This is a genomic window from Kluyvera sp., assembly GCF_965301105.1.
Genome location: NZ_CBDKZX010000046.1, coordinates 1 through 23,316, shown reverse-complemented (window position 1 = coordinate 23,316; position 23,316 = coordinate 1). Strand labels below are relative to the sequence as shown.

The 23,316-nt window shown below is 54.9% G+C and carries 19 protein-coding genes; 4 read left to right on the top strand and 15 right to left on the bottom strand.

Features of this window, described 5'->3' with window-relative positions; all coding sequences use genetic code 11:
* Positions 1–136 precede the first annotated feature (136 nt).
* Positions 137–1,507, bottom strand: coding sequence for a GH1 family beta-glucosidase (locus tag ACW14G_RS15235; RefSeq protein WP_167575942.1), 1,371 nt, complete (start codon positions 1,505–1,507; stop codon positions 137–139).
* Between the two features lie 117 nt (positions 1,508–1,624).
* Positions 1,625–1,768: a division septum protein Blr gene (blr, locus tag ACW14G_RS15230; RefSeq protein ID WP_163449419.1), complete on the bottom strand. Its 144-nt coding sequence runs from the start codon at positions 1,766–1,768 to the stop codon at positions 1,625–1,627.
* 236 nt (positions 1,769–2,004) lie between these two features.
* On the opposite strand from blr, the gene ACW14G_RS15225 reads away from it, so the two are divergent.
* On the top strand, positions 2,005–3,045 hold the full coding sequence (locus ACW14G_RS15225; RefSeq protein WP_249021871.1) for an oxidoreductase: 1,041 nt from the start codon (positions 2,005–2,007) through the stop codon (positions 3,043–3,045).
* 43 nt (positions 3,046–3,088) lie between these two features.
* Here ACW14G_RS15225 and add read toward each other — a convergent pair whose 3' ends face one another.
* The 9 genes from add to malX all read right to left on the bottom strand — a co-directional run bounded on the left by add (position 3,089) and on the right by malX (position 13,135).
* Entirely contained in the window at positions 3,089–4,090 is a 1,002-nt protein-coding gene (gene add / locus ACW14G_RS15220; protein ID WP_249021870.1) for an adenosine deaminase, read from the bottom strand.
* Positions 4,091–4,270: 180 nt separating this feature from the next.
* Positions 4,271–4,792, bottom strand: coding sequence for a phosphoribosyltransferase (locus ACW14G_RS15215; protein WP_249021869.1), 522 nt, complete (start codon positions 4,790–4,792; stop codon positions 4,271–4,273).
* A 197-nt stretch (positions 4,793–4,989) separates the two neighbouring features.
* Positions 4,990–5,562 (bottom strand): nucleotidyltransferase family protein, encoded by a 573-nt coding sequence (locus ACW14G_RS15210; RefSeq protein ID WP_419057941.1) that lies wholly within the window; start codon positions 5,560–5,562, stop codon positions 4,990–4,992.
* An 86-nt stretch (positions 5,563–5,648) separates the two neighbouring features.
* On the bottom strand, positions 5,649–6,599 hold the full coding sequence (locus ACW14G_RS15205) for a Csu type fimbrial protein (protein ID WP_455648666.1): 951 nt from the start codon (positions 6,597–6,599) through the stop codon (positions 5,649–5,651).
* Positions 6,590–8,932, bottom strand: coding sequence for a fimbria/pilus outer membrane usher protein (locus ACW14G_RS15200; protein ID WP_419057939.1), 2,343 nt, complete (start codon positions 8,930–8,932; stop codon positions 6,590–6,592). Before ACW14G_RS15200 ends, ACW14G_RS15205 begins: the two co-directional genes overlap by 10 nt.
* On the bottom strand, positions 8,898–9,614 hold the full coding sequence (locus ACW14G_RS15195; RefSeq protein ID WP_455648665.1) for a fimbrial biogenesis chaperone: 717 nt from the start codon (positions 9,612–9,614) through the stop codon (positions 8,898–8,900). The genes ACW14G_RS15200 and ACW14G_RS15195 overlap by 35 nt, the downstream gene beginning before the upstream one ends.
* A gap of 21 nt (positions 9,615–9,635) precedes the next feature.
* Entirely contained in the window at positions 9,636–10,010 is a 375-nt protein-coding gene (locus ACW14G_RS15190) for a Csu type fimbrial protein (protein WP_249021866.1), read from the bottom strand.
* A gap of 293 nt (positions 10,011–10,303) precedes the next feature.
* On the bottom strand, positions 10,304–11,476 hold the full coding sequence (locus tag ACW14G_RS15185) for a MalY/PatB family protein (RefSeq protein ID WP_249021865.1): 1,173 nt from the start codon (positions 11,474–11,476) through the stop codon (positions 10,304–10,306).
* A gap of 66 nt (positions 11,477–11,542) precedes the next feature.
* Positions 11,543–13,135 carry a maltose/glucose-specific PTS transporter subunit IIBC gene (gene malX, locus ACW14G_RS15180; RefSeq protein WP_065356936.1) on the bottom strand — a complete coding sequence of 531 codons (1,593 nt, stop codon included), beginning with the start codon at positions 13,133–13,135 and terminating at the stop codon, positions 11,543–11,545.
* 176 nt (positions 13,136–13,311) lie between these two features.
* On the opposite strand from malX, the gene ACW14G_RS15175 reads away from it, so the two are divergent.
* Positions 13,312–14,340 carry a Mal regulon transcriptional regulator MalI gene (locus tag ACW14G_RS15175; protein ID WP_249021864.1) on the top strand — a complete coding sequence of 343 codons (1,029 nt, stop codon included), beginning with the start codon at positions 13,312–13,314 and terminating at the stop codon, positions 14,338–14,340.
* A gap of 46 nt (positions 14,341–14,386) precedes the next feature.
* On the opposite strand, the gene ACW14G_RS15170 is transcribed toward ACW14G_RS15175, so the two are convergent.
* Both ACW14G_RS15170 and manA read right to left on the bottom strand, forming a co-directional pair.
* Positions 14,387–15,898 (bottom strand): YdgA family protein, encoded by a 1,512-nt coding sequence (locus tag ACW14G_RS15170; RefSeq protein WP_167575931.1) that lies wholly within the window; start codon positions 15,896–15,898, stop codon positions 14,387–14,389.
* Positions 15,899–15,996: 98 nt separating this feature from the next.
* Entirely contained in the window at positions 15,997–17,175 is a 1,179-nt protein-coding gene (gene manA, locus ACW14G_RS15165; RefSeq protein ID WP_249021863.1) for a mannose-6-phosphate isomerase, read from the bottom strand.
* Between the two features lie 199 nt (positions 17,176–17,374).
* Here manA and fumA point away from each other — a divergent pair, with 199 nt between their 5' ends.
* Together fumA and fumC are read left to right on the top strand one after the other, a co-directional pair.
* Complete coding sequence (fumA, locus tag ACW14G_RS15160) at positions 17,375–19,021, top strand: class I fumarate hydratase FumA (RefSeq protein ID WP_167575929.1); 1,647 nt, start codon at positions 17,375–17,377, stop codon at positions 19,019–19,021.
* A gap of 102 nt (positions 19,022–19,123) precedes the next feature.
* Positions 19,124–20,527 (top strand): class II fumarate hydratase, encoded by a 1,404-nt coding sequence (gene fumC, locus ACW14G_RS15155; protein WP_249021862.1) that lies wholly within the window; start codon positions 19,124–19,126, stop codon positions 20,525–20,527.
* Here the strand turns inward: fumC and tus are convergent.
* Together tus and rstB are read right to left on the bottom strand one after the other, a co-directional pair.
* Positions 20,524–21,456 carry a DNA replication terminus site-binding protein gene (gene tus / locus ACW14G_RS15150; protein WP_249021861.1) on the bottom strand — a complete coding sequence of 311 codons (933 nt, stop codon included), beginning with the start codon at positions 21,454–21,456 and terminating at the stop codon, positions 20,524–20,526. The two genes, fumC and tus, sit on opposite strands and share 4 nt — an antisense overlap.
* Positions 21,457–21,538: 82 nt before the next feature.
* Entirely contained in the window at positions 21,539–22,840 is a 1,302-nt protein-coding gene (rstB, locus tag ACW14G_RS15145) for a two-component system sensor histidine kinase RstB (RefSeq protein ID WP_249021860.1), read from the bottom strand.
* Positions 22,841–23,316: the final 476 nt, after the last annotated feature.

Sequence of the window (23,316 nt, the reverse complement as noted above, 5' to 3'; positions counted from 1 at the left end):
CCTCGATGGGATATCGCGAATTATTTGGCTATTAAGAATGAATTACAATGACAGAAAATGTGCTTATTGATTTCGCCCCAAAATTAGGGCGATTTTATGCAGTCAGGGCGTCGTCTGACGCCCTGAAAGGGAAGGGTTAGCGGTTCTCGCCGCGACTGGCAATGACGTCTTTGTACCAGAAGAAACTTTTTTTACGCTTGCGCGCCAGGTTCTGCTTATGGTCGACGTAAACAAAGCCATATTGCTTTTTATAGCCGTTGAGCCAGCTCAGTAAATCGATAAACGACCACGGATAATACCCGCGGACGTCCGCACCAAGCGCAATCGCTTTTTCCAGCGCATCAATGTGTACGCGCAGGAAGTCGATCCGCGGATCATCAACCACTTCTCCATCGATAATTGGGTCAACCGCGCCCAGGCCGTTTTCAGTGATATAGACGGGAATATCGCCGTAGCGTTCTTTGATCATCATGATGCCATCGGTCAGCCCCTGCGGCCAGATTTCCCAACCCCATTCGGTATAGACGCTTTCCGGGTTGCGTACGAAATAGAACAGCCCCTCGACACCCTGTTCGCCGCTGACTTTTTCTTTGGGCGGCTGGGCGGAAACGGTCTCACGGCGATAGTAGTTGAGACCAATAAAGTCGCAGCGGTTGTTACGTAGCAGTTCGTCATCACCCGGCGCAAAGCGCGGCACGCCCCATAACGCCTGCGTCTGCGCCAGCAGCTCATCCGGATAGCGGCCTTTCAACACCGGATCGTAGAGCCAGTGGGTATGAATGGCATCCGCCAGCTCGGTTGCTGCGATATCTTCCGCGCTATTGGTCAGCGGCGAGTGCGGCTGAAGCACGTTCACAAAGCCAATTTCACCTTTTATTTCCATACCGCGGAAGGCTTTCACGGCCATGGCGTGGGCGACAAAGACGTGGTGGCAGGCCTGAATGGCGCGCGCCGGGTTTCGCACTGACGGCGGATGGCTGCCGGTGATATAGCCGTGGCCAATAAACACGATGGTTTCGTTAAAGGTGGCCCATTTCTTTACCCGCGAGCCAAAGCGTGAATAACACAGGCGGGCATACTCTTCAAACGCCTCCGCCGTGGAACGCGCTTCCCAGCCACCTTCATCCTGCAGCGCCTGTGGCAGGTCCCAGTGATAGAGGGTAATCATTGGCTCAATGTTATGTGCCAGCAGGGCGTCAATTAAATCGCTGTAGAACTTGACTCCGGCTTCATTGATTTCGCCGCGGCCTTCCGGCAACAGGCGGGGCCAGGAGATGGAAAAACGGTAGCTTTGCAGACCCATTTCGGCCATCAGTTCAACGTCTTCTTTGAAGCGATGGTAGTGATCGACGGCGACATCGCCGTTGGTGCCCTGGTAGGTGGTCCCGGGTTGATGAGAGAAAATATCCCAGATGGACGGGCCTTTGCCGTCTTCGTTATATGCACCTTCAACCTGGTACGCTGCAGTAGCGGCACCCCAGAGAAAATTTTGGGGAAAAGCAGACATGTAACACTCCTTATCTGTGTGATAAGGGGAGTGTAAAGTGAGGGCTCATGATGTGCAACCGGTTTCAGAAACCGGTTGCACGGATGCGATCCGAATCACTTTTTTAACGTGTCGAAATTACTTTTTTTGCAGTGATGCGGTGGCCGTGGGTTCGGGCGACTTGTAGTCGTCAATGTGATGCGCGACAAACAGCAGAAGAACGGAAAAACCCAGAATAACCCAACCAATCAGTTCAACAATACGAGACAATACGGAATTCATGAAATTTATCTAACAATCCATTGATAAAATAACGCCAGAGCAAGATCTTAGCGCGCCCGCGCCACAACGCAAGTTTTCAGCGGAATCGATTCCACGAGTGCTTATTATTTCAACAGATAGCCATTTGCCGCGCCATAATGTTATTAAACTGTTGTACGGCATCATAAGATGAGGTCAAATAAGAAATCGATTACAAAGTTGGTTGAATCCCGTTACTTCAGAAGTGAGGCTGCAATATGAGTGACCCAATCCGCGTAGGGCTGGTGGGCTATGGTTACGCCAGTAAGACATTTCATGCGCCGCTGATTAGCGGCACGCCAGGTATGGAACTGGCGATTGTCTCCAGCAGTGACGCCGCTAAGGTGCATGCCGACTGGCCTGCGGTCAGCGTGGTATCTGACCCCCAGGCGCTGTTTAACGACCCCGGTATTGATCTGATTGTCATTCCTACGCCGAACGATACCCATTACCCGCTAGCTAAAGCCGCGCTGGAAGCAGGGAAGAACGTGGTAGTCGACAAACCCTTTACCGTGACACTGTCACAGGCGCGCGAGCTGGACACGCTGGCAAAACAGCAGGGCAAACTGCTGTCTGTTTTCCACAACCGTCGCTGGGACAGCGATTTTCTGACGGTTAAGGCGCTGATTAATGAAGGTAAATTAGGCGATATCACCCATTTCGAATCACACTTTGACCGTTATCGTCCGCAGGTTCGTGCCCGCTGGCGTGAACAGGCTGGGCTGGGTAGCGGCATCTGGTATGATTTAGGGCCGCATTTACTCGATCAGGCGGTCAATCTGTTTGGCTTACCGCAAAGCCTGTATGTCGATCTCGGCCAGCTGCGTCCGGGTGCGCAGGCGACGGATTACTTCCATGCGGTGCTGACCTATCCGCAGCGTCGCGTCGTGCTCCACTCAACGCTGCTGGCCGCGGCAGAAACGGCTCGCTATATCGTCCATGGCACACAGGCCAGCTACGTGAAATTTGGCCTTGACCCGCAGGAAGATCGCCTGAAAAACGGTGAGCGCTTGCCGCAAGCCGATTGGGGCTATGACATGCGCGACGGCATTCTGACCACGGTTGAAGGTGAAGAGCGAGTCGAAGAAAGCTGGCTGACGTTGCCGGGTAATTACCCCGCATATTACGCCGCCATTCGCGATGCCCTGAACGGCATCGGTGAGAACCCGGTGCCCGCAGGTCAGGCCATTCAGATCATGGAGTTGATTGAGCTGGGCATTGAATCCGCGAAGCATCGTGCTGCGCTGACGCTGGTATAAAGAGGCAGGAAAATCCCGGTAGCGAAAGCTACCGGGATGCTTTTTATCCGCGTTGGACGCGGGCGAGGAGCGCCTGCTTTTCGCCCGCCGACAGGAATGCCATTTCCAGGCCGTTAATCTGCGCCTGACGAATCTGCGCAGGAGTTAACCCTGCGGCGGGAGCGGCGACACGGTATTCGTGTTGAATATCAATCCCTTGTACGGCCGGATCGTCGGTATTCAGGCTGGCCAGTACGCCATGTTCGAGGAACGTTTTCAGAGGATGCTGCGCCAGCGACGCGACGGTACTGGTCTGAATATTGGAGGTCAGACAGGATTCAATGCCGATGCGTTTTTCCGCGAGGAAATCCATTAACGCTGGATCTTCAACCGCTTTGACGCCGTGACCAATGCGCTCCGCGCCAAGCTCACGAATGGCCTGCCAGATACTTTCCGGGCCGGCAGCTTCACCGGCATGGACGGTAATGCGCCAGCCAGCATCGCGCGCGCGCGTGAAGTGGTCGAGGAACAAAGTGCCAGGGAAGCCGAGCTCATCACCGGCCAGGTCGAGTGCGGTAATGCCATCGCGGTGCGCGAGAAGGGCGTTCAGTTCTTCTTCACAGGCCGCCTCGCCGAATGTGCGGCTCATAATGCCAATCAGACGCGCTTCAACATCAAACGCCTTGCAACCTTCTTTTACCCCGGCAATCACGGCTTCTACCACGCCGTCTACCGGTAACTGGTGAGTCATCGCCATATAGCGTGGGGAGAAACGCAGCTCAACGTAGTGCAGGCCATTACGCGCCGCATCTTCCACGTTTTCATAAGCAACGCGACGACAGGCCTCTAAAGAAGCCAGCACCTTAACCCCCCAATCAAGCTTGCTGAGGAAACTAACCAGATCCGGTTCATTGCTGGTGACCTGCACGTGCGGCAGCAGCGTTTCCAGCGTAGAGGCAGGCAGCGACAGATTAAACTGGCGGCCGAGATCGAGGATGGTTTGGGCGCGAATATTACCGTCAAGGTGGCGGTGAACGTCAGTTAAAGGCAGGTTGGTATCGATCATGGCAGCACTCTTATTTTAGTTAAAGTGCAAATCATTATACCATAGGGCTATAACCGATTAAAAGTATCGAAAAAAACTCACGTAACAGGGCATTAGCGAAACGATCAGAAGATTTGCCGCAGTTTATTGTGTCGCCTGATGGTTGCCAAACCGCTCGCACGGCAATGCCCTGTCTCTCTTTTATTCAGTGATGAGTTTTGCCACATTCGGCCGGTTGCGGTATTTATCTTCCCATGGCATCCCATAGCCCACCAGCAGATCGTCATTTTCCATTTCATAGGCATAGTACAATTTTGCCGGAATGGTCACGCGACCCGGTTTGACAAACAGAACGGCCACGGCAACAGAAGCCGGATGAAAATTGTCCTGGATATATTCAACAAGGCGCTTCATTGTGCCGCCAGATTCGATTGCATCATCGATAAGAATGACGTGGCGGTTCTCAATCTGAATGTTCTGGTGATAGACAATAGCCGAACTGTTATTGCGTTCACCGGGGGTGTGCGGGCAGGAGATATAATCCATGTTAATGTCAAAATTGAGCTGTCTTGTCAGATCCGCCGTATAGAGAATCCCGCCCGGAACCACGGTAATGACCACGGCATCGGTGTAATCCTGGCTGATCTGTGCGGCGACATTACGCACGCCTGCCGCAATACTCGCTTCGTCGAGAATGATATCGCCAATAGTGTGAGTGTTCATAGTAAGACCCGTTTTCGTTTATTAAAGGCGGTTATTGAGTTGATTTAACCCACCTTAATCACTAAAGAGGGTGTCTGTAAAAAGGTTTATGGCGGCGCTGTCGCGACGTTGCCTGATACGGGGCATTTCGTCGGCCAAAAACGAAGGAAACGGACGCGATGATATTCAAATCCACGCCTTTTAGCGTTAACGGAGAATTACGGCGTTTGGGGGGAATGCTTGATAATATGCAGCAAGGGATAGCGCTGCAGCCACCGTTTCTCCGCAACCCGGTCTGTGAAGATAGAGTATTTCTCATGCTCAAAGCGCGGCGTTGGCTTTAACCGCAATTCAAACAGATCTTCAAGTCCATAGGGCGCCACAATCTCAATACCCTGTGTTCCCGCTAGCCTTACGGCCACTGCCGTTGCCGTCTCGGGCCAGAAGCCGAGAGCATGTTCCGTGGAGTGGTAGGGGGCGTCACCGTTGCGTTGGTGCATCCGGGCCTGATTTTTTACCGACCAATTGAAGGTGGGATTGCGTCGTTTCAGCGTCTCCTCAAACTCAAGATCTTGCGCGGCGGAAGGCTGTTTATCATCGAACCAGACTACATCTACATCTGCCGGCATCGGTGGATACGGGTGCCCATGCAGGTGTGCCCAAACGGCGTCGCGGACGAACCCGGCGCCAATCCACCCGTCAGATAAGTGAAGATCATGTACGGCCGTGAGCGCCTGCATCCTCAGAGGATCGCGTGAAAGTAATGCCTGTAGTGCTTGCGAATAATCCATTGGCTTTCCGATAGCTTATGTTTTGGCGAACAGGTGCCGATTTTACAGTAACGGCAAAGCAGGCATGAAGCCGTTGTAGTCTCCTGTTAATAGCTTAGCGTAATTACCACCGTGTCGGTGTAGGTCCCCGCCTCTGGCCACTGTTGCGGCGGCACTTTGCCATAGACCACCATTTGCTGCTGCTGTCCACTGTCGGCGTACTGTTTTTGCGGCGTCTCAGACGTCCATTGCGCGGTGTGGGCGGCGTCCTGGTAGAGATCGTAGCGGAGGCAATCTCCGTTATTACAGAGCTGGCGCGCGTTGCCATCCGGATGTAACCCCTCGCCGATGCTTACCGCGTAGCTGGTTCCAGTAGGACATTGAATGGTGATGTTTGCCGTTGCATTGGCTTCAAGCTGGCTGCTCTGCACCGGGCTTCGATGCCCGAAGTCCATATCATCGACGTTCAGTATCTCGCAACCGTTTTTGACCGTGGCGGTAGCGCTGATTTGATCGGTCACGGTGGTGCCGGAGAGCCCGCTGCATGAAGGGAGAGACTGCATAGATGACGCCGAGGCATAGCTTATCTGCACGCTAGTGGCGTAATCATAATAATTGCCCGCGCTGACGTTGTTTTGCCCGGCGTTGATTTTGCCAATCAACGGGATGTCGTGCTCGACGTTGGCTTGCCCCGAGGCCAGCTCAAGGTCAATCTGGGCGTAGACGTCGCTGTTCTGGCTGAGCGGATGATGGAGATCATAAAGCGAATACAGCGAGAAATAGAGCGGTGTGGTCGACGGCTCATTCTGGCTCATCGGTATTGGGTCGTTGGCCATCAGCTTCAGGCAGGCGCGAACAAACTCGGTGTGGCCGTCATAGTTATTGCAGGTAAAAGGGAGCTTAGTGCTGGTGGCGCTACTCTGTCCGGGCGTGACGGTGCCAAAACTTAATCCCGCCGGGCTGCCGTTCCAGCAGTTTGCCGCCCTCGCGGCAGGGCTTAAGGTTAACATCAACGTGAATAATAGGGCGGTTAGCCCGAGAAAGCGATTTATAGACATCGTGCGTTGAGCGTCTCCAGTGAGCGAGTTGGACGGAATTTTTGCGGCAGCGTCACGCTGCAGGAAGAGGATGCCCATTGCACCTTCAGTCTGCCGCCTGCCGGAGGATCTTCAAGATAGATTTTGCCGTCGTAACCGGCGATCGTCTGTTGGGTTCCGCGCGCGGGCTTCTGGCCGTGACTATCGGCGACGTTAACCTGGGCAGAAAACGGCACGTTTTTTCCATCGGGCAAGGTCACCGTCAGAAGGACTGCCTGCGTTTTATAGATGCTGAACCGCGCAAGGGCGCCGCGGCCGGTTTGTGGGATCACCACTTCTTCGGTGTAGGGCGCGCGATAATCTTCCTCCAGACCCAGTGCATCGATATCAATTCGATTTTCCTGATAGGGATTGAGATTATTCAGGAACAGCTTGCCGTTTTTATCCGTCTGACCCACCGGGCGATGTTCAAGATACACCGGGACGTGGGGGACGCTTGCCGTGTCGACGATGGCAAATGCGCTACCCAGTACGCGGGTGGCGTAGAAATTACCGGAAAACAGGCCTAACGCGCCGGAGAGTGAACCATAAAGCGCGTTATCGTGGGTTTGTCGATTCATACCCAGCGCGATGTCACTCCAGCGAGTACGCCGTTGCAGGCTGGTATGCACATCACTGTTTTTACCGTTTTGCGCCGACAGGTTCCAGCCCCAACCCGGTTGGTTCGAATCCAGCGAACGTGAAAGACTGGCTTGAAGGGCATTTCCATCGTTATCGTGGCTGTTCTGCAGTGAAAGATAATCTTTACGCTGATTGAGCGGCATACTGAAATTCAGATAGACCGTGGTATTACGCTCGTCGTCCACTTCTTCGGTGATGCTGGAGGAGAGGCTGATCTGATGGGTGAGGCTTTTCGACCACGATAAGCCAAGATACTGCGCTGAGGAATCGCAGTAATTTTGCTGTACCCAGCTCATGCCGAAGGTACCGATTGCCTCGAAAGTGACACTGGCAAACGCGGAATCTTCACGGGTGGTAAGGCTGTTATCTGCGAGAGATGAAATATCGCGAAAGCCGCTATCGGCCTGCGAATGGTCGAGCGACAGATTGAACCGGCGGTTGTTCCACTGCCAGCCCGCGCCCCACTGACGCCCACCGTCGTGATGATAATGACCGCTTGCCACATTCGCGTGAATCACACCCAGCCTGGGGGCCAACAGGTAATCCCAGCCGAGTCCCTGGTTGTGTAACGCAGCGCTCTGTTCTGCGTGAGCTTCCAGCGTCGCCCTGTTACTCAAGCCATAGCGCCAGTCGCCGACCCCGACTAACTGGTTGTCGTAACTGAAGGAACGCTCCGTATAATCTTTTCTGACCCATCCCGCGCTGACGCCCCAGGTCGTCAGGCCGGCTGACAGCAACTGCGTCGCGCCATACAGGTCGAGATTGACGACTCTCTGCTGGCCATTGATATCGGTAATCACCACTTGCGCCCCTTCATCGCCGGTAAAAATGGGGGCGGTATTGAGGGTGAACTGGCCGGGTTCTACCTTTTGCGAGGCGGTTTTGATGCCGCGAACGTACAGATCGACGGTCGATGGCAGGGTAACGCTATCGGTCAGAATGTCCTGCGATGAGGTGCTGAAGTTAGGCTGCGTGGCGTAGTTGTGGGCCAGGCTAATCCCGCCGAAGCGCACGCTATGGGTCCAGCTTTGAGTTGAGGTAAAGCTGTCGCCGAGCGTCATGGAAAACAATTTGTCGACGTTCTGGTAATTCCAGCTGCTCATCAACCGTTGGGTGCCGCTGTTGGTGCTCTCGCTGGCTGAGGAAGCCTGGGTGTTCATTGACGTCGAGAAGAACCCGGGGCCAAGGCCAAAGGTGCGAAACTCGCTGAATAGCGAAGCATCCTGCTCGCCGTTCTCATGACTGGTGAACACGTTGTAGTTCAGCGCCAGACCGCGCACTTCCGGCGACAATTGGGCGGCGTGCAGCAGATGCGAACCGTTGTGGTTAGTCAGCAGGCTATCACGACCAAGCCAGTTTTGGCTGGCGGCGATATTGACGCTTTGGCTCAGATTATCGAACGTAACGTTCAGCCCGTCCTGCGAACTGAAATCGACGTAGCCTTTCTGTTCTGGAAGCGACGCGGTTTTGATGTCTAACTTACGGGCGTCACTGGCGGCAATAAACAGCTTATTATCAATATATCTGGCCTTTACAAAACCTTTGATGGCTTGCCCGTTAACAAACGCGGTCAGGTAGAGCGTTTCCTTGTCGGCGGCGTGGGCGTAAAAACAGACCATAAACCACAGTGGAAGGGTTTTAAGGCGTAAGCGAGAAGGTCTGTTTTTGCTCATTATCGTTCAAATTAAGTGACAGGGATGACGCACTGCTGATTCCGTTAGGTAAAGGCCATTCCTTTTCACTGTGGGGCAATACATACCCCAATAACCCTTGACTCATCACCTGGCTACGGCCGCCTGTGAGCAGGGTAATATTGCCGAGTTTACTGTGCTGCGAGCCGTTATTACGCACCTTGAGCATGACCGGGCGGGTCGAACAGTCGAGGGTAAATTCGAGGTCCTGCGGGTTGGGTGGTTGTGGTTTGCAGTTGACGAATACCGGGATGGAGTAGCGCAGTAAAAAGCGCACGCCATCCTTGGGGGCCATATTGTTGGCGCCAGGAAGTTCGTCGATCACCAGTCGGTAGGCGCGTTCGTCACTGCCGCTGAGCGGGGCGGGAAGAATGACGCGAATCAACTGCTGGCGGCCCGCAGGGATATTGGTCATTGGCGGGCTGACCAGCAGATCCCCGGTGTCGCTAAGGACTTCTTTATTATTCTGCTGATGCCAGGCGTAGGCGCGGATCTGCGCGCCAATCGCCGCGCTACCGGTGTTCTTAACGTAAACGGCCTGCGCGGTTTCACCCGCGCAAAAGCCGATGTTGACCGGATAAACCTGAAGGGTGGCCGCCGCTGAAGGCAAGGTAAACAGCGCGCAGGATGCAACGATCGCCGCGCCAGAGAATAAACGCTTCACAGGCTTCCCCTTCGGTTGTGGTTAGTAAGCGACAGTCAATGTGACGGTGTCGGAATAGTTGCCTGCAGGCGCCTGAGCCAGGGCATCGGCGGTGACGCGACCATAAATAGGGATCGTCTGAATGGTACCGGTGCCAATATTATCGACAGGTGTTTTGGATAGATCGCTACCGGAAGTATCCCCGTAGATGGTGTAGGCCACGGTATCGCCATTGTCGTTTGCCATCTCGTAGGTATGGTCGCTGGCGCTGCTGAGCTGATATTCCGTGCCATTGGTACAGGTCACGTTGGCCTGACTTGTCACCGTTAATTGCCCCGTATCACTGGGGTGCGAACCAAAATCCATATCACCTACGCTAATCTGGCAGGATTTTTCGACGGTAAGGGAGACATGCATATCGGCGGTTGCCGTTTCCGTGGTATCTGCGAATGCTGCAGATGAAAATAAAATGCTAATCGCAGTCAACGTTAATGCAGTGGCTTGACGGTTAATCACTTTAAGGCTCTCTAAAAAGATCTATTAATATTTCTTACTTGAAACTACGGGGGGCGGAGAATAGTGACTAAGAATTTTCTGAGATTGAGTAATCGTGCTATGTCTAAGCGATGTGAATAACAAGATCTGATATTAACAACTGAGATCTCATGCATTAACGCTGCGCAACGCCGGGCGACGTTGCGCAATAAGGATTAACGCAGGGTATGAATCGCGGCAATCAGACGTTCAACGCCTTGCTCTAGTTTCACGCGCGGGCAGCCTGCATTCAGGCGGATAAAGCCGTTGCCTTCCTCGCCATAGGTGTAGCCGGGCATGATCGCCACTTTTTGCTGTTTGATGAGGACTTCCTGGAGCTGACGGTCGTCGATGTGTAGCGGACGTAGGTCAATCCACGCCAGATAGGTGGCTTGCGGCATGCGCCATTGTAGCTCAGGGAAGGCGGCGTTCAGCGTCTGCTGAATGTAACGCATATTTTCCTGCAGATAGTCGCGTAGCGCGTCCAGCCACGGCTCACCCTGCTGATAGGCGGCAATATGGGCGACCAGCGCCGGTACAGACGGCGAGGAGAGGCCATCGCGACTTTTCAGAGCGTTGAGGTAATCATTGCGAGTGCTTTCGTCGTCAATCAGCCCGTATGCGCCGGTAAAGGCCGGGATATTGAAGCTTTTCGAGCCCGATGTGAACAGCGCCCACGGCCCTTGCGCCACATCACACCACGGAATGTGCTGATGACCGTTCCAGGTCATGTCCATATGGATTTCATCGCTGATCACCCGCACGTTATGTTTTGCACAAAGCGCGGCCATCGTTTGCAGCTCTTCGCGGGTCCAGACTTTGCCGGTCGGATTTTGTGGGCTGCACAGCAGTAACACGCGGTTATGCGGTTTAGCCAGCGCAGCCTCCAGCTTCGCCATATCACAGAACCATTCACCCTCACGCTTCTCCAGCGCGACGCCGACCACCTGACGCTGGTTGCCCTCGATGGTCTTAAAGAAAGCGTCATAGGCAGGCGTATGCACCACGATACCGTCACCGGGAGCTGACCACTGGCGGATCATCTCGGCCACCATATAGATAACAGAGGGCCCGTAGACGATGCTATCCGTGTTGATGGCGCTGTGAAAACGATGAGCGTACCAGTGGGCAATGGCGGGCAGGAAGGCGTCATTTTTCCAGCGGCTGTAGCCAAATACGCCGTGGGATAAACGTGCGCTCAGGGCATCGAGGATACAGGGCGCGGTGGCAAAATCCATATCCGAAATGGTAAAGGGCAGCAGATCGGCGTCGCCAAAACGGTCGGCCACATAATCCCACTGCGTACACCAGGTACCATGCCGGTCAATCACCGTCGAGAAATCAAACATGTGAGGATCCTAACGAAGAAAAGAGGTGAGATATTTTGCCCCCGTTATGAACGGGGGCAAAGGGGTTTAAGCCTGTACGGTATTCATCAATACCGACATTTCATCCTTAACCGACTGTACCTGCGGCCCAATAACGACCTGGAGGTTATGCTGGTTGAGTTTGACGACGCCAATGGCGCGGTTAGCCTTCAGTGTATCGACATCCACTTTATCCATATCGCTTACCGACAGACGCAGGCGGGTGATGCAGTTGTCGAGGGACACGATGTTCTCCGCACCGCCCAGCGCCGCCAGGATAGCCGGGACGTTGTAGCCCGATTTACCGGTTGCACCGCTGGTGGTGTGCTCAGCAGCTGGTGCGGTATCGATGTCGCGGCCCGGGGTTTTGATATTGAAGCGCACGATAGCGAAGCGGAAAATCGCGTAGTACACGGCGAACCAGACCGCGGCCACCACCGGCACCAGATACCACTTGGTGGACAGACCGTGCAGGATGCCGAACACCACGAAGTCGATGATATTGCCGTCAGTATTGCCGATGGTTACGCCCAGAATCGCCATCATGGTGAAGCCCAGACCGGTCAGCAGCGCGTGAATCACATACAGCACCGGCGCCACGAATAAGAACAGGAATTCGAGTGGCTCGGTGGTGCCGCCAACCACGCAGGCAATCACGCCGGAAATCAGCAGGCCTTTAATTTTATGACGATTTTCCGGACGCGCGCAGTGGTACATCGCCAGCGCAGCGCCCGGCAGACCGCCGAGGAAGGCCGGCATTTTACCCTGCGATAAGAAGCGAGTGGCGCTTTCTGAGAAGCCGTGAGTTGTCGGGCAGCTCAGCTGCGCCTGGAAAATAGTCAGCGCGCCGCTGACGTCGTGGCCGCAGACGTCCATGGTACCGCCTGCTTCAGTAAAGCGAATCAACGCGACCAGAATATGATGCAGGCCAAACGGCAGCAGCAGACGTTCGCCGGTACCGAAAATCATCGGGCCGAAGTCACCGGCGCTGTTGATTACGTGGCCCAGCGCGTTGATGCCCATAGCGAAAATTGGCCATACCAGCGGGATCACCAGACCAACCAGACCGAGCACGACGGTGGTGATAATCGGCACGAAGCGGGTGCCGCCGAAGAAGGCCAGCGCGTCTGGTAGGCGGATAGTGTGGAAGCGTTCATGCAGCATCCACACGATAATCCCGCAGATGACCGCACCAAGGATCCCGGTGTCGATGGACTGAATACCGATAATATTCTGAATGTTATTGGCTTTCAGGATCGCCGCATCGGTGGTGGGCAGAATGCCTTTTGCCGTCAGCCAGAAGTTAACGGCGAGGTTCATGACCGCGTAGCCAACAAAACCGGCGAAGGCGGCAACGCCTTTGTTGTCGCGCGCCAGACCCAGCGGGATGGCAATACAGAACATCACCGGCAGGAAGCTAAAGGCGAACGAGCCAACTTTGCTCATCCAGATAAAGACCGCTTGCAGGAACGGCGTATCGAGCCAGGGCAGCAGCGTCGTCACGTCATGACTGCTTAACGAACTGCCGATGCCGAGCATAATCCCACAGAAGGAGAGCAGCGCGACCGGCAGCATAAAGGTTTTGCCAAGCTGCTGGAAGAACTCCCAGAGGGTGACTTTTGGTGCGGTTTTCGCCGTCATGAAGCGACTCCTTATCCTGAAAAAGGGTTTCTTTTGAGTAACGGGAAAGGAAGATAAAACGTTTTATCATTTTTTAGTGAGAAACAAATCACAAAAGCAAGTGATAATACAGTTTATAAAGTACATACATTGATAAAACGTTTTATCGCTTAAGCAGAAGGAGTCGCGCAGGAGCTATGGCGATTGCAAAGAAAGTCACCATTAACGATGTTGCGCTGGCGGCAGGGGTTTCTGTCAGTACCGTTTCGCTGGTTCTGAGCGGCAAGGGGCGAATTTCGTCGGCAACCGGCGAGCGGGTTTATCAGGCCATTGATCAACTAGGGTTTGTGCGTAATCGCCAGGCGGTCTCGCTACGCGGCGGCCAGACGGGAGTGATTGGCCTGATTGTTGGCGACCTGTCATCGCCTTTTTACGCTGAACTGACGGCGGGGATGACTGCTGCGCTTGAGTCACAGGGCAAAATGGTTTTTTTAACCCAGGGTGGCAAACGTGGGGAGCAGATGCTGCAACGCTTTGAAACCCTGGTTTCGCAGGGCGTTGACGGCGTGGTGATCGCCGGGTCGGTGGATCAAGCTTCAGAGCTACGGGCCAAAGCGGCAGAAACCGCCACGCCGCTGGTATTTGCCTCGCGCGCGAGCTACCTCGACGAGGTCGATATTATTCGTCCGGACAATATGCAGGCCGCGCAGTTGGTGACCGAACATCTGATCCGTCGCGGTCATCAACGTATTGCCTGGCTTGGCGGGCAAAGTTCGTCGCTCACACGAGCGGAACGAGTGGGGGGCTACTGTGCCACGCTTATCAAGTACGGTCTGCCGTTTCACAGCGAGTGGGTGCTGGAGTGCGAGTCCAGTCAGAAACAGGCGGCGGAAGCGATAACCGCGCTACTTCGCCATAATCCGACCATCTCGGCAGTGCTTTGCTACAACAGCGTGATCGCCATGGGCGCGTGGTTCGGTCTGATGCGAGCTGGTAAACAAAGTGGCGAAGACAGCGTCGAGAGCTACTTTGAACAGCGTGTGGCGCTGGCGGCGTTTGCCGACGTGCCGGAGGCGGCGCTGGATGACGTCCCCTTGACCTGGGTGACGACGCCCGCCCGGGAAATGGGCTACAGCGTGGCCGAGCGGATTTTACAACGTATTGATACCGGCCAGGGGGCGGCGAGAAATCTGATTATGCCGCCGCGGCTGGTGGCGCGAAAATAATAAAAAGCCCCTCATTGAGGGGCTTTCGTTCATGGTGGGGAGACGGTTACGGCGCGGGTGCGGCGGCCGGTTCTTCCGGGTCAGCCAGCGTCGGAATACCAAACATACCGACAAAATCATCCAGCGGCATTTTCTGCCCGTTCAGCGTCACCTGACCATCGGCGTACTGCAGGCTGCTGGTGATAGCGTCATCCTGCGTGGTGGTCAGGCGGAACATCTGGCCCATTGCCGCCAGCCCCTGTACCTGCTGTTTGGCAAGCTTCGCCGCTTCATCCTGCTGATAGCCTTCCAGCTGTGCAACCTGGGTCATCAGTTCGGTGGCCATCCCGGTGGGGATGTTGAGTTTGGCATCCAGCGATTTCACGCCACGATCGAGCTGCTGTGCCAGCGTCTGTGCTTCACCGGTGGCCTGAGACGGGTCTTTCAGCGCCAGTGACAGGTTCAGCGAACTCTCGCCTTTGGCATTTTTCCAGCTAAGCGGTGACAGTGTCACAACTGGGTCGCCTTTCAGCAAAATCGGCAGCGAGCTGAATAGCGCGTCGACCGCTTTCTGCTGATACAGCTCCGGGTTTTGCGCCAGATCCGGCTGCGCCATCAGCGCCTGGGTCTGCGCCTGGTACTGCTGGCTGAACTGATGCATTGCTACGCCGTCGATACCGTCGACTTTCAGCGTCAGCTGTCCGCTGCCGAAATCTTTATTTTGCAGCTTCAGGCTGTTGAGCGAGTAGTCCAGTTGGCTGTTGATCTTTTTGCCATCGGCGGTCAGCTCAGATTTGCCGGCGATACGCATATCGTTCAGTTCGGCCAGATCTTTTCCTTCCACACCAATCGCCAGGCGCTCAACGCTCAGCGTCTGGTCGCCGATGCGCTCATCAAAGGTGGTCAGTTTGCTGGAGCCGTCAGTTTTCAGGTTGTTGAAAGTGAACTGCACTTTCTGACCGTATTCGTTAACCGCGTTCACCTGGCCGCTTTTGGCTTCGCCGGTCAATGACACCAGGCTGCCCTGGTTGTCGGCGGAAAGCGTGAATTCACCGCCGCTAAAGGTCACCTTGTCGGTCTCTTTTTCGTAATCCAGCGGTTTGAGTGAGATTGCGGATGCGGTATCGCCGTTGTAGCTGATGCGGGTGTTGATATCAAACGGCGATTGCCCTTTGGCGATATCAAACAGCGGCTTGGTGACGTCGTTATTAACCAGCACCGTGTTGACCGACGCCATGGCAGGCACCAGGTTGAAGGATTTCAGCGAAGCCAGCGGGAAGGGACCATGGCTGACGTTTTCGTCCAGCAGCACGCTCTGACCCGGCTTCAGCCATGAGTCTTTAGCGCCAGCCTGCGGTTTGACGACCATTTTCAACTGACTGCTGAACACGCCGCGCTGGTAATCCTGATAGCTCAGCTCCAGTCCCGCTTCCGGCGCGGTCAGCTTCAGCTGAGCGTTCGCCTGCGCGACCATTTCGGCGATACGTGATTCAAGCTGTTTACCCGTGTACCAGGAGCCCGCCGTCCAGATAACCCCTAAAGCGATAATGACACCTGCAGCAACCCGCGTTTTTTTCATCGTATTTGTCCATAAAAATGAAACCAGGCGGGAAGGCCGCCTGGTTAAGTCATAAGGCTATGCCAAAGAGTAGCAAGCCTGTCCGCAAACTTCAGTATTTACTTTAACTTATTATATACACGCGCTAAACGACCGCTGCCGCTCACCTGTACGGGTGACTCATTGGCTGCGACAAAGGCGGATTCACCCGGTTTCAGCACCAGACGCTGACCGTTTTTACTGAGTACCGACTCACCTTCCACGCAGAAGACAATCGCCGCGCCGTCCTGAGCGAGGCTGGCTTGCTCTGCGGACAAATCGTGCAGGGAGAATGCGAAATCATCGACCGGAATCGGGAAATCCAGCTCGGCGCCGTGCTGAGTCGGTTGGGTGAGCAGTTCGTTCGCCGGTTTGGCGGTGAATTTGACGTTGGCGACCAGCTCCGGAATATCAATGTACTTCGGCGTCAGGCCGGCGCGCAGCACGTTGTCGGAGTTGGCCATTACCTCAAGGCCGGTGCCACGCAGGTAGGCGTGCGGCGTTTCGGCAAACAGGAACATCGCATCGCCTGGGTTCAGTTTGACGATGTTCAGCAGCAGCGGGGAGAAGAGGCCGCTATCGTCCGGGTAGAACTCGGCAATCAGGCGGATGGCGTCCCAGGCGTCGCCCTGTTGCGTTTCCAGCGCGGTACGCAGCACGCGCAGGGCGTGGGCTTTTTCTTCTCCCTGCATATTTAGCAGGCCGGCGAAGAGGGCGCTGAGGCGCTCGCTGGTTGGTTCGGCGATAAACTGGCCGATAATCGGGCTGGCTTCAGCCACCGGCGTAAGCAGGGCGGCGATGTCAGCAAATTCGCGGAATGCGTTCATCGCCAGGAACGGCGTCAGGGCAAAAACCAGCTCCGGCTTGTGATTGGGATCTTTGTAGTTACGCTCGGCGGCATCCAGCGGGATACCGGCGGCGTTTTCTTTGGCAAAACCCACTTCGGCGGCCATTTTGCTCGGATGCACCTGAATGGAGAGCGGCTGTGCGGCGCACAGCACTTTAAACAGGTAAGGAAGCTCGCCAAAACGGGCGGCGACTTTGTCGCCCAGTAGCGCGGTTTTGTCGGCATCAATGACATCACGCAGCGAGTGTACGGTTCCTTCGTTATCCGTTATCTTTGAGCTGCTCTTGGGATGCGCGCCCATCCACAGTTCCGCCATCGGCAGATCGTCAGGATTGGCCATTCCGTAGAGTTCCGTTAACGCAGTTTTGCTGCCCCAGGCATAGTTTTGCACTGAGTTGATGAGTTTTTGCATTATCAAGCCCTGTTTTAATGTGGATTCTTTGCCACGTATTAAAGCAAAAAAATGCGCTCTCGTATCCTCAAGAAATAAAAAGTCGTACTAGTCTCAGTTTTTGTTAAAAAATTGTGTACGATAGGGTAACTCGCTTTTAACCTGGGCAAATGGAAAGACTGCCCTTCACCACATCATCAAAGCTGTAAGTGAGAGCACAATGTCGAATAAACCTTTTTATTATCAGGATCCTTTTCCGTTAAAAAAGGACGAGACCGAATATTATCTGTTGAGTAACGACTACGTTTCCGTCGCAGAATTTGAAGGGCAGGAAGTCCTCAAAGTTGCCCCGCAAGCGCTGACGCTTCTCGCCAAACACGCCTTCCATGACGCCTCCTTTATGCTCCGTCCCGCACACCAGCAGCAGGTGGCCGATATCCTGAACGACCCGGAAGCCAGCGAAAACGACAAGTACGTGGCGCTGCAGTTCCTGCGTAACTCGGATATCGCGGCCAAAGGCATTCTGCCAACCTGTCAGGATACCGGCACTGCGATCATTATGGGTAAAAAGGGCCAGCGCGTGTGGACCGGTGGCGGTGATGAGGCGGCGCTGGCGCGCGGGGTTTACGATACCTTTATCGAAGACAACCTGCGCTACTCGCAGAACGCGCCGCTGGATATGTACAAAGAGGTCAACACCGGCACCAACCTGCCGGCGCAGATCGATCTCTACAGCGTGGATGGCGACGAATATAAATTCCTGTGCATCGCCAAAGGCGGCGGCTCGGCGAACAAAACCTATCTTTATCAGGAAACCAAAGCGCTGATCACCCCGGCGAAGCTGAAAAGCTATCTGGTTGAGAAAATGCGCACCCTCGGCACCGCGGCCTGCCCGCCGTACCACATTGCCTTTGTCATCGGCGGTACGTCGGCTGAAGCGACGCTGAAAACCGTCAAGCTGGCCTCGACCAAATACTATGACGGCCTGCCGACCGAAGGTAACGAGCACGGTCAGGCGTTTCGCGATGTGCAGCTCGAAAAAGAGTTGCTGGAAGAAGCGCAGAATCTGGGCCTCGGCGCACAGTTCGGCGGAAAATACTTCGCCCATGACGTTCGCGTGATCCGTCTGCCGCGTCATGGCGCTTCTTGTCCGGTAGGGATGGGCGTCTCCTGCTCGGCTGACCGTAATATCAAAGCCAAAATTAACCGCCACGGTATCTGGATTGAAAAACTGGAGAACAACCCAGGCAAGTATATTCCGGAATCGCTGCGTAAAGCCGGTGAAGGCGAAGCGGTGAAGGTGGATCTCAACCGTCCGATGAAGGAGATCCTGAAGCAGCTTTCTCAGTATCCGGTCTCGACGCGTCTGTCGCTCAGCGGCACGATTATCGTGGGGCGCGATATTGCGCACGCCAAGCTGAAAGAGCGTATGGATAAAGGCGAAGGTCTGCCGCAGTACATTAAAGATCACCCGATCTACTACGCGGGCCCGGCAAAGACGCCGGAAGGCTACGCTTCTGGCTCTCTCGGCCCGACTACGGCAGGGCGTATGGACTCCTATGTTGACCAACTGCAGTCTGAAGGCGGCAGTATGATCATGCTGGCAAAAGGTAACCGTAGCCAGCAGGTAACCGACGCCTGTCATAAGCATGGCGGTTTCTATCTGGGCAGCATTGGCGGCCCGGCGGCGGTGCTGGCGCAAAGCAGCATCAAGAGTCTGGAGTGCGTGGAGTATCCTGAACTGGGAATGGAAGCGATCTGGAAAATCGAAGTGGAAGACTTCCCGGCGTTTATCCTCGTGGACGATAAAGGCAACGACTTCTTCCAACAGATTCAGGCGTCACAGTGCGCCCGCTGCGTGAAGTAATCTTTTAACCGCCCTTCGGGGCGGTTTCTATTTGTACCATAATCATCTTAGCCTGCTTGAGCAATGTCACTTCACAATCACTTTGAATTCAAGGAGAAAGTAATGACAACGTCACGCTGCGAAAGCGATTCTATGGGGCCGATTGAGGTTCCCGCCGACAAACTGTGGGGCGCGCAAACCCAGCGGTCCCTTGAGCATTTTCGTATCTCCACCGAGAAGATGCCGCTTTCGTTGATTTACGCCCTGGCGCTGACCAAGCGCGCGGCGGCTAAGGTGAACCAGGATTTAGGTCTGCTGAAGGCCGACAAAGCTGGCGCAATCATTGCGGCAGCGGATGAGGTGCTGAACAACCAGCATCCGGATGAGTTTCCGCTGGCTATCTGGCAGACCGGTTCGGGCACGCAGAGCAACATGAACATGAATGAAGTGCTGGCAAACCGCGCCAGCGAGCTGCTGGGCGGCGAGCGTGGCATGTCGCGATTAGTGCATCCGAATGACGATGTGAACAAAAGCCAAAGTTCTAATGATGTGTTTCCCACGGCGATGCACGTAGCGGCGGTGATTGCGTTACGCGAACATCTGCTGCCGCAGCTGGCTGTGTTACAGGAAACGCTGCGTGAGAAATCCGAGCGTTTTCGCGATATCGTTAAAATTGGCCGTACCCATCTGCAGGATGCTACGCCGCTCACTTTGGGCCAGGAGTTCTCCGGCTGGGTCGCGATGCTGGAGCATAACCGTCGCCACCTGGAACAGAGTCTGCCACATTTGAGCGAGCTGGCGCTGGGCGGCACGGCGGTGGGGACCGGGTTGAATACGCATCCAGAATACGCGGTACGGGTGGCGCAGGAGCTTGCTGCATTGACGCATCAACCGTTCGTCACCGCGCCAAACAAGTTTGAAGCGTTGGCCACCTGCGATGCGCTGGTGCATGCGCACGGCGCGTTAAAAGGGCTGGCGGCCTCGCTGATGAAAATCGCCAACGACGTACGCTGGTTGGCTTCTGGCCCTCGCTGCGGTATCGGTGAACTGTCGATACCGGAAAACGAGCCGGGGTCATCCATTATGCCGGGTAAAGTGAATCCGACTCAGTGTGAAGCGATGACCATGCTTTGTTGCCAGGTGATAGGCAACGATGTGGCGGTCAACATGGGAGGAGCCTCGGGTAACTTTGAACTGAACGTTTATCGACCGATGATTATTCATAATTTCCTGCAGTCGGTACGTTTGCTGGCGGATGGCATGGAAAGCTTTAACGAGCACTGCGCGGTGGGCATTGAACCTAACCGCGAACGTATCGACCAGTTGCTTAACGAATCGCTGATGCTGGTGACGGCACTTAACACGCATATTGGCTACGATAAGGCGGCTGAAATTGCTAAAAAAGCGCATAAAGAGGGGCTGACGTTGAAGAATGCGGCGCTGGCGTTAGGGTATCTCAGCGCCGAAGAGTTCGATCGTTGGGTACGCCCGCAGGATATGGTCGGCAGTCTGACGGATAAGGTTTAATCGGTCGCCAGCCAGAGGTGGAGTCGGGGAATTATCAGCCGTAGCGGCTGCGCCTCGGGTTTGTGGCGATATTGTACGTTATCGGCGTCATAGTTTAACAGCTCGCCCAGGTCAGGTACGCTGACGCCATTGCGACCGGAAATCACCGCAATCAGTGGGCTGGGACAGGCGTACTGCACTTGCTTTTGTTCGCCCGCGTACCATACGCGGGCAATCGGCTGTACCTTCACCGGACGCTTAATCTTCAGCCTGGCTTTCTGCGGCAGGGCGGCAATATCCTGATACTCACGTTCCAGACGCGCTTGCCACTGCTCGCGGGTCCACGGCGGGACGGCGCGCGGCGACTTCAGGCTTTTCTCCAGTTGCGCCAGCACTTCATCGCGCGTCAGATTTTTGATGATATGTTTATTCGCCCAGCCAAAACGAATCGTGCTCGGGTCGGAGAGCAGCGCAAGCGAGCGGTAGGCATTGAGCGTAATCAGCCCGGGGATGTAGCGATGCACCCACTCGAAGCGCGACACGGGCGGTAGGCCGGAATCAACGGTGATGATTTTTTCCAGTTCAGCCTTCAGGCCGTTAATCTGTTGCACTCGAGCGCTTATCGCCTCGTGTTGCTCGCTGCCGGCCTGCAGGCAGATGGCGCCCGGCAGGCGCACTGCCGCTTTACTGCTGCGGTTTTCTGACTGCTGCTGGATAAACAGATGGCTAAAATGCTGGAGCGCCATGGCAAAGGCTGTCTGCCCCAGATGCTGTTGAACCTGAATCTGCGAGAGCGGCGCGTGTTCAGACTCTTTACGGACCTCAGGCAGCACAAAAATGCGCGCTGTCAGCAGACGGCATGCCGACAGTTCGTTACGCAGTTCGGCAAGGTTGCGCTCAAGCTGGCGAAAAGTATCGGTGAGTCGTTCAACGAGATCGTAGCGGGTCACGGTGGTTGTCCTGATTAATTAGTTACAACATACTAAATGTATAGTCACTATAAGCCAGGATGCGGCACCGTGCAAACCGCGGTCAACTAGCCGCGGGCAGGGAGATGTGGTGGTAAATCGGCCACTGTAAGCTGAAGCGCGCGCCGCCAAGCGGACTGCTATCGCAGCTCGCGTGGCCGCCCATCGCAGTGGCGATAGAGTGAACAATCGCCAGACCCAAGCCACAGCCGCCGGTGGCGCGATCGCGGCTGGGATCGAGGCGCACAAAAGGTTCGAAGACGCGTTCGCGTTCGTCAGCGGCAATGCCGGGGCCATCATCGTCCACCTGCAGGCAGGCCATGCTGCCGTTGAGCGTGAGGCTTACCTGAATTTTCGCCTGGCTGTAGCGCATGGCGTTATTAATCAGGTTATCGAGCACGCGTTCCATCAGGCGCATATCGAGTGCGCCGTAGTCGCCTTGCGTCAGCTGATTCAGCGTGATTTCGCGCTGCGGGTTTACCGCCTGTACGTCTTCAACGTGTGCGGCAATCCAGCCAGGGAGGTCGGGCGTGGTGAGCGACAGTTCGGTTTGCGGGCGATCGAGACGGGCATAGGTGAGCAGTTCCTCAATCAGGGCTTCGAGCTGGCCAATGTCCCGATTAAGCGCCTGTGATTCGGCTTCAGTGAGATTCTCACTCATTTCCAGCCGATAACGTAAGCGCACCAGCGGCGTGCGCAACTCGTGGGCAATACCGTCGATGAGCTGTTTTTTGCTGGCGATCAGCGCGTTGATGTTGTCGGCCATCTGGTTAAAGGCGACGCCTAAACGCTCAAAGCTCGACAGGCTGTCAAAGTGAATACGCTCTCCCAGATGCCCGTCACCAAAGCGTTGGGCGGCATTTTCCAGGCGCAGCATGTCCTGCCAGTGCGGACGCATCCAGATAAACACCGGGAAGGCCAGTGAAATAGCGATAAACGCCATTAACGCGATATCGAGCAGGCGCATCTCGTGCATAAAATAGAGATAGGGGATGGGACCGACGGCCAGCACGTAGTGGCTGCGCGGAATGCGCTGAATAAAGGTGTATTCATCGTCCAGCGCCACGATATCGCCTGCACGCAGGTGCTGCATGGCGCTTTCACCCAGCTGGAATTTGCTCAGCGGTTCAATACGTAGATCGAACGACAGGTTCAGATCCAGCTCGTTGAGGGTTTTGCTCCAGTTACGCGGGGGAATTTCGCGCAGCTCGCTACGCATTAAATAGAGTGAGCTCTTCATCAGGTCATCAAGCGACTGACGACCCGCGCGTTCGGCGGTAAATTTATAGACCAGCCCGACCAGCATGGTCATAACCAGAAAGCAGACAAACAGCAGCAGATAGAACTGCACAAACAGCTTTTTCATTTAAAACCACCGAACGTTCAATGTGTTAGCTAGTCAGCACATCCTCAGGGCCAACTCGTTCCTGCCAATGCGCTGATTGAAAACAGCGATGCGAGCGCCATCACGGGCCGCGATCTGGCAGATTACACTGTCTAAAACCTTTCTGCATTCTCCTGGACTATCATGTTTGCGATAAAAGTTAGCCAGAGGCTCGGGGAGAGGGGCACGGAAAGATAGGGGAAATAGGTTTGAGTACGCTGAGACACAAAAATGAATGAAGACCGATGAAAAAAATAAATGTAGCCCTGTCGGTCGTCACAATGTCACCCAACAGAACAAATGATACTTCATACCTGTCCAAATAACCCATTGTATTTGTGTGTTTATTTCAGCGCGAAAAATGGTTTATTTTTTGTGCGAACCCAAACTATTAAGTGTATAACAAATATTGCGAAGGTCTTTTTTTAATCAATAATAATAAAATAAACAGATAATCA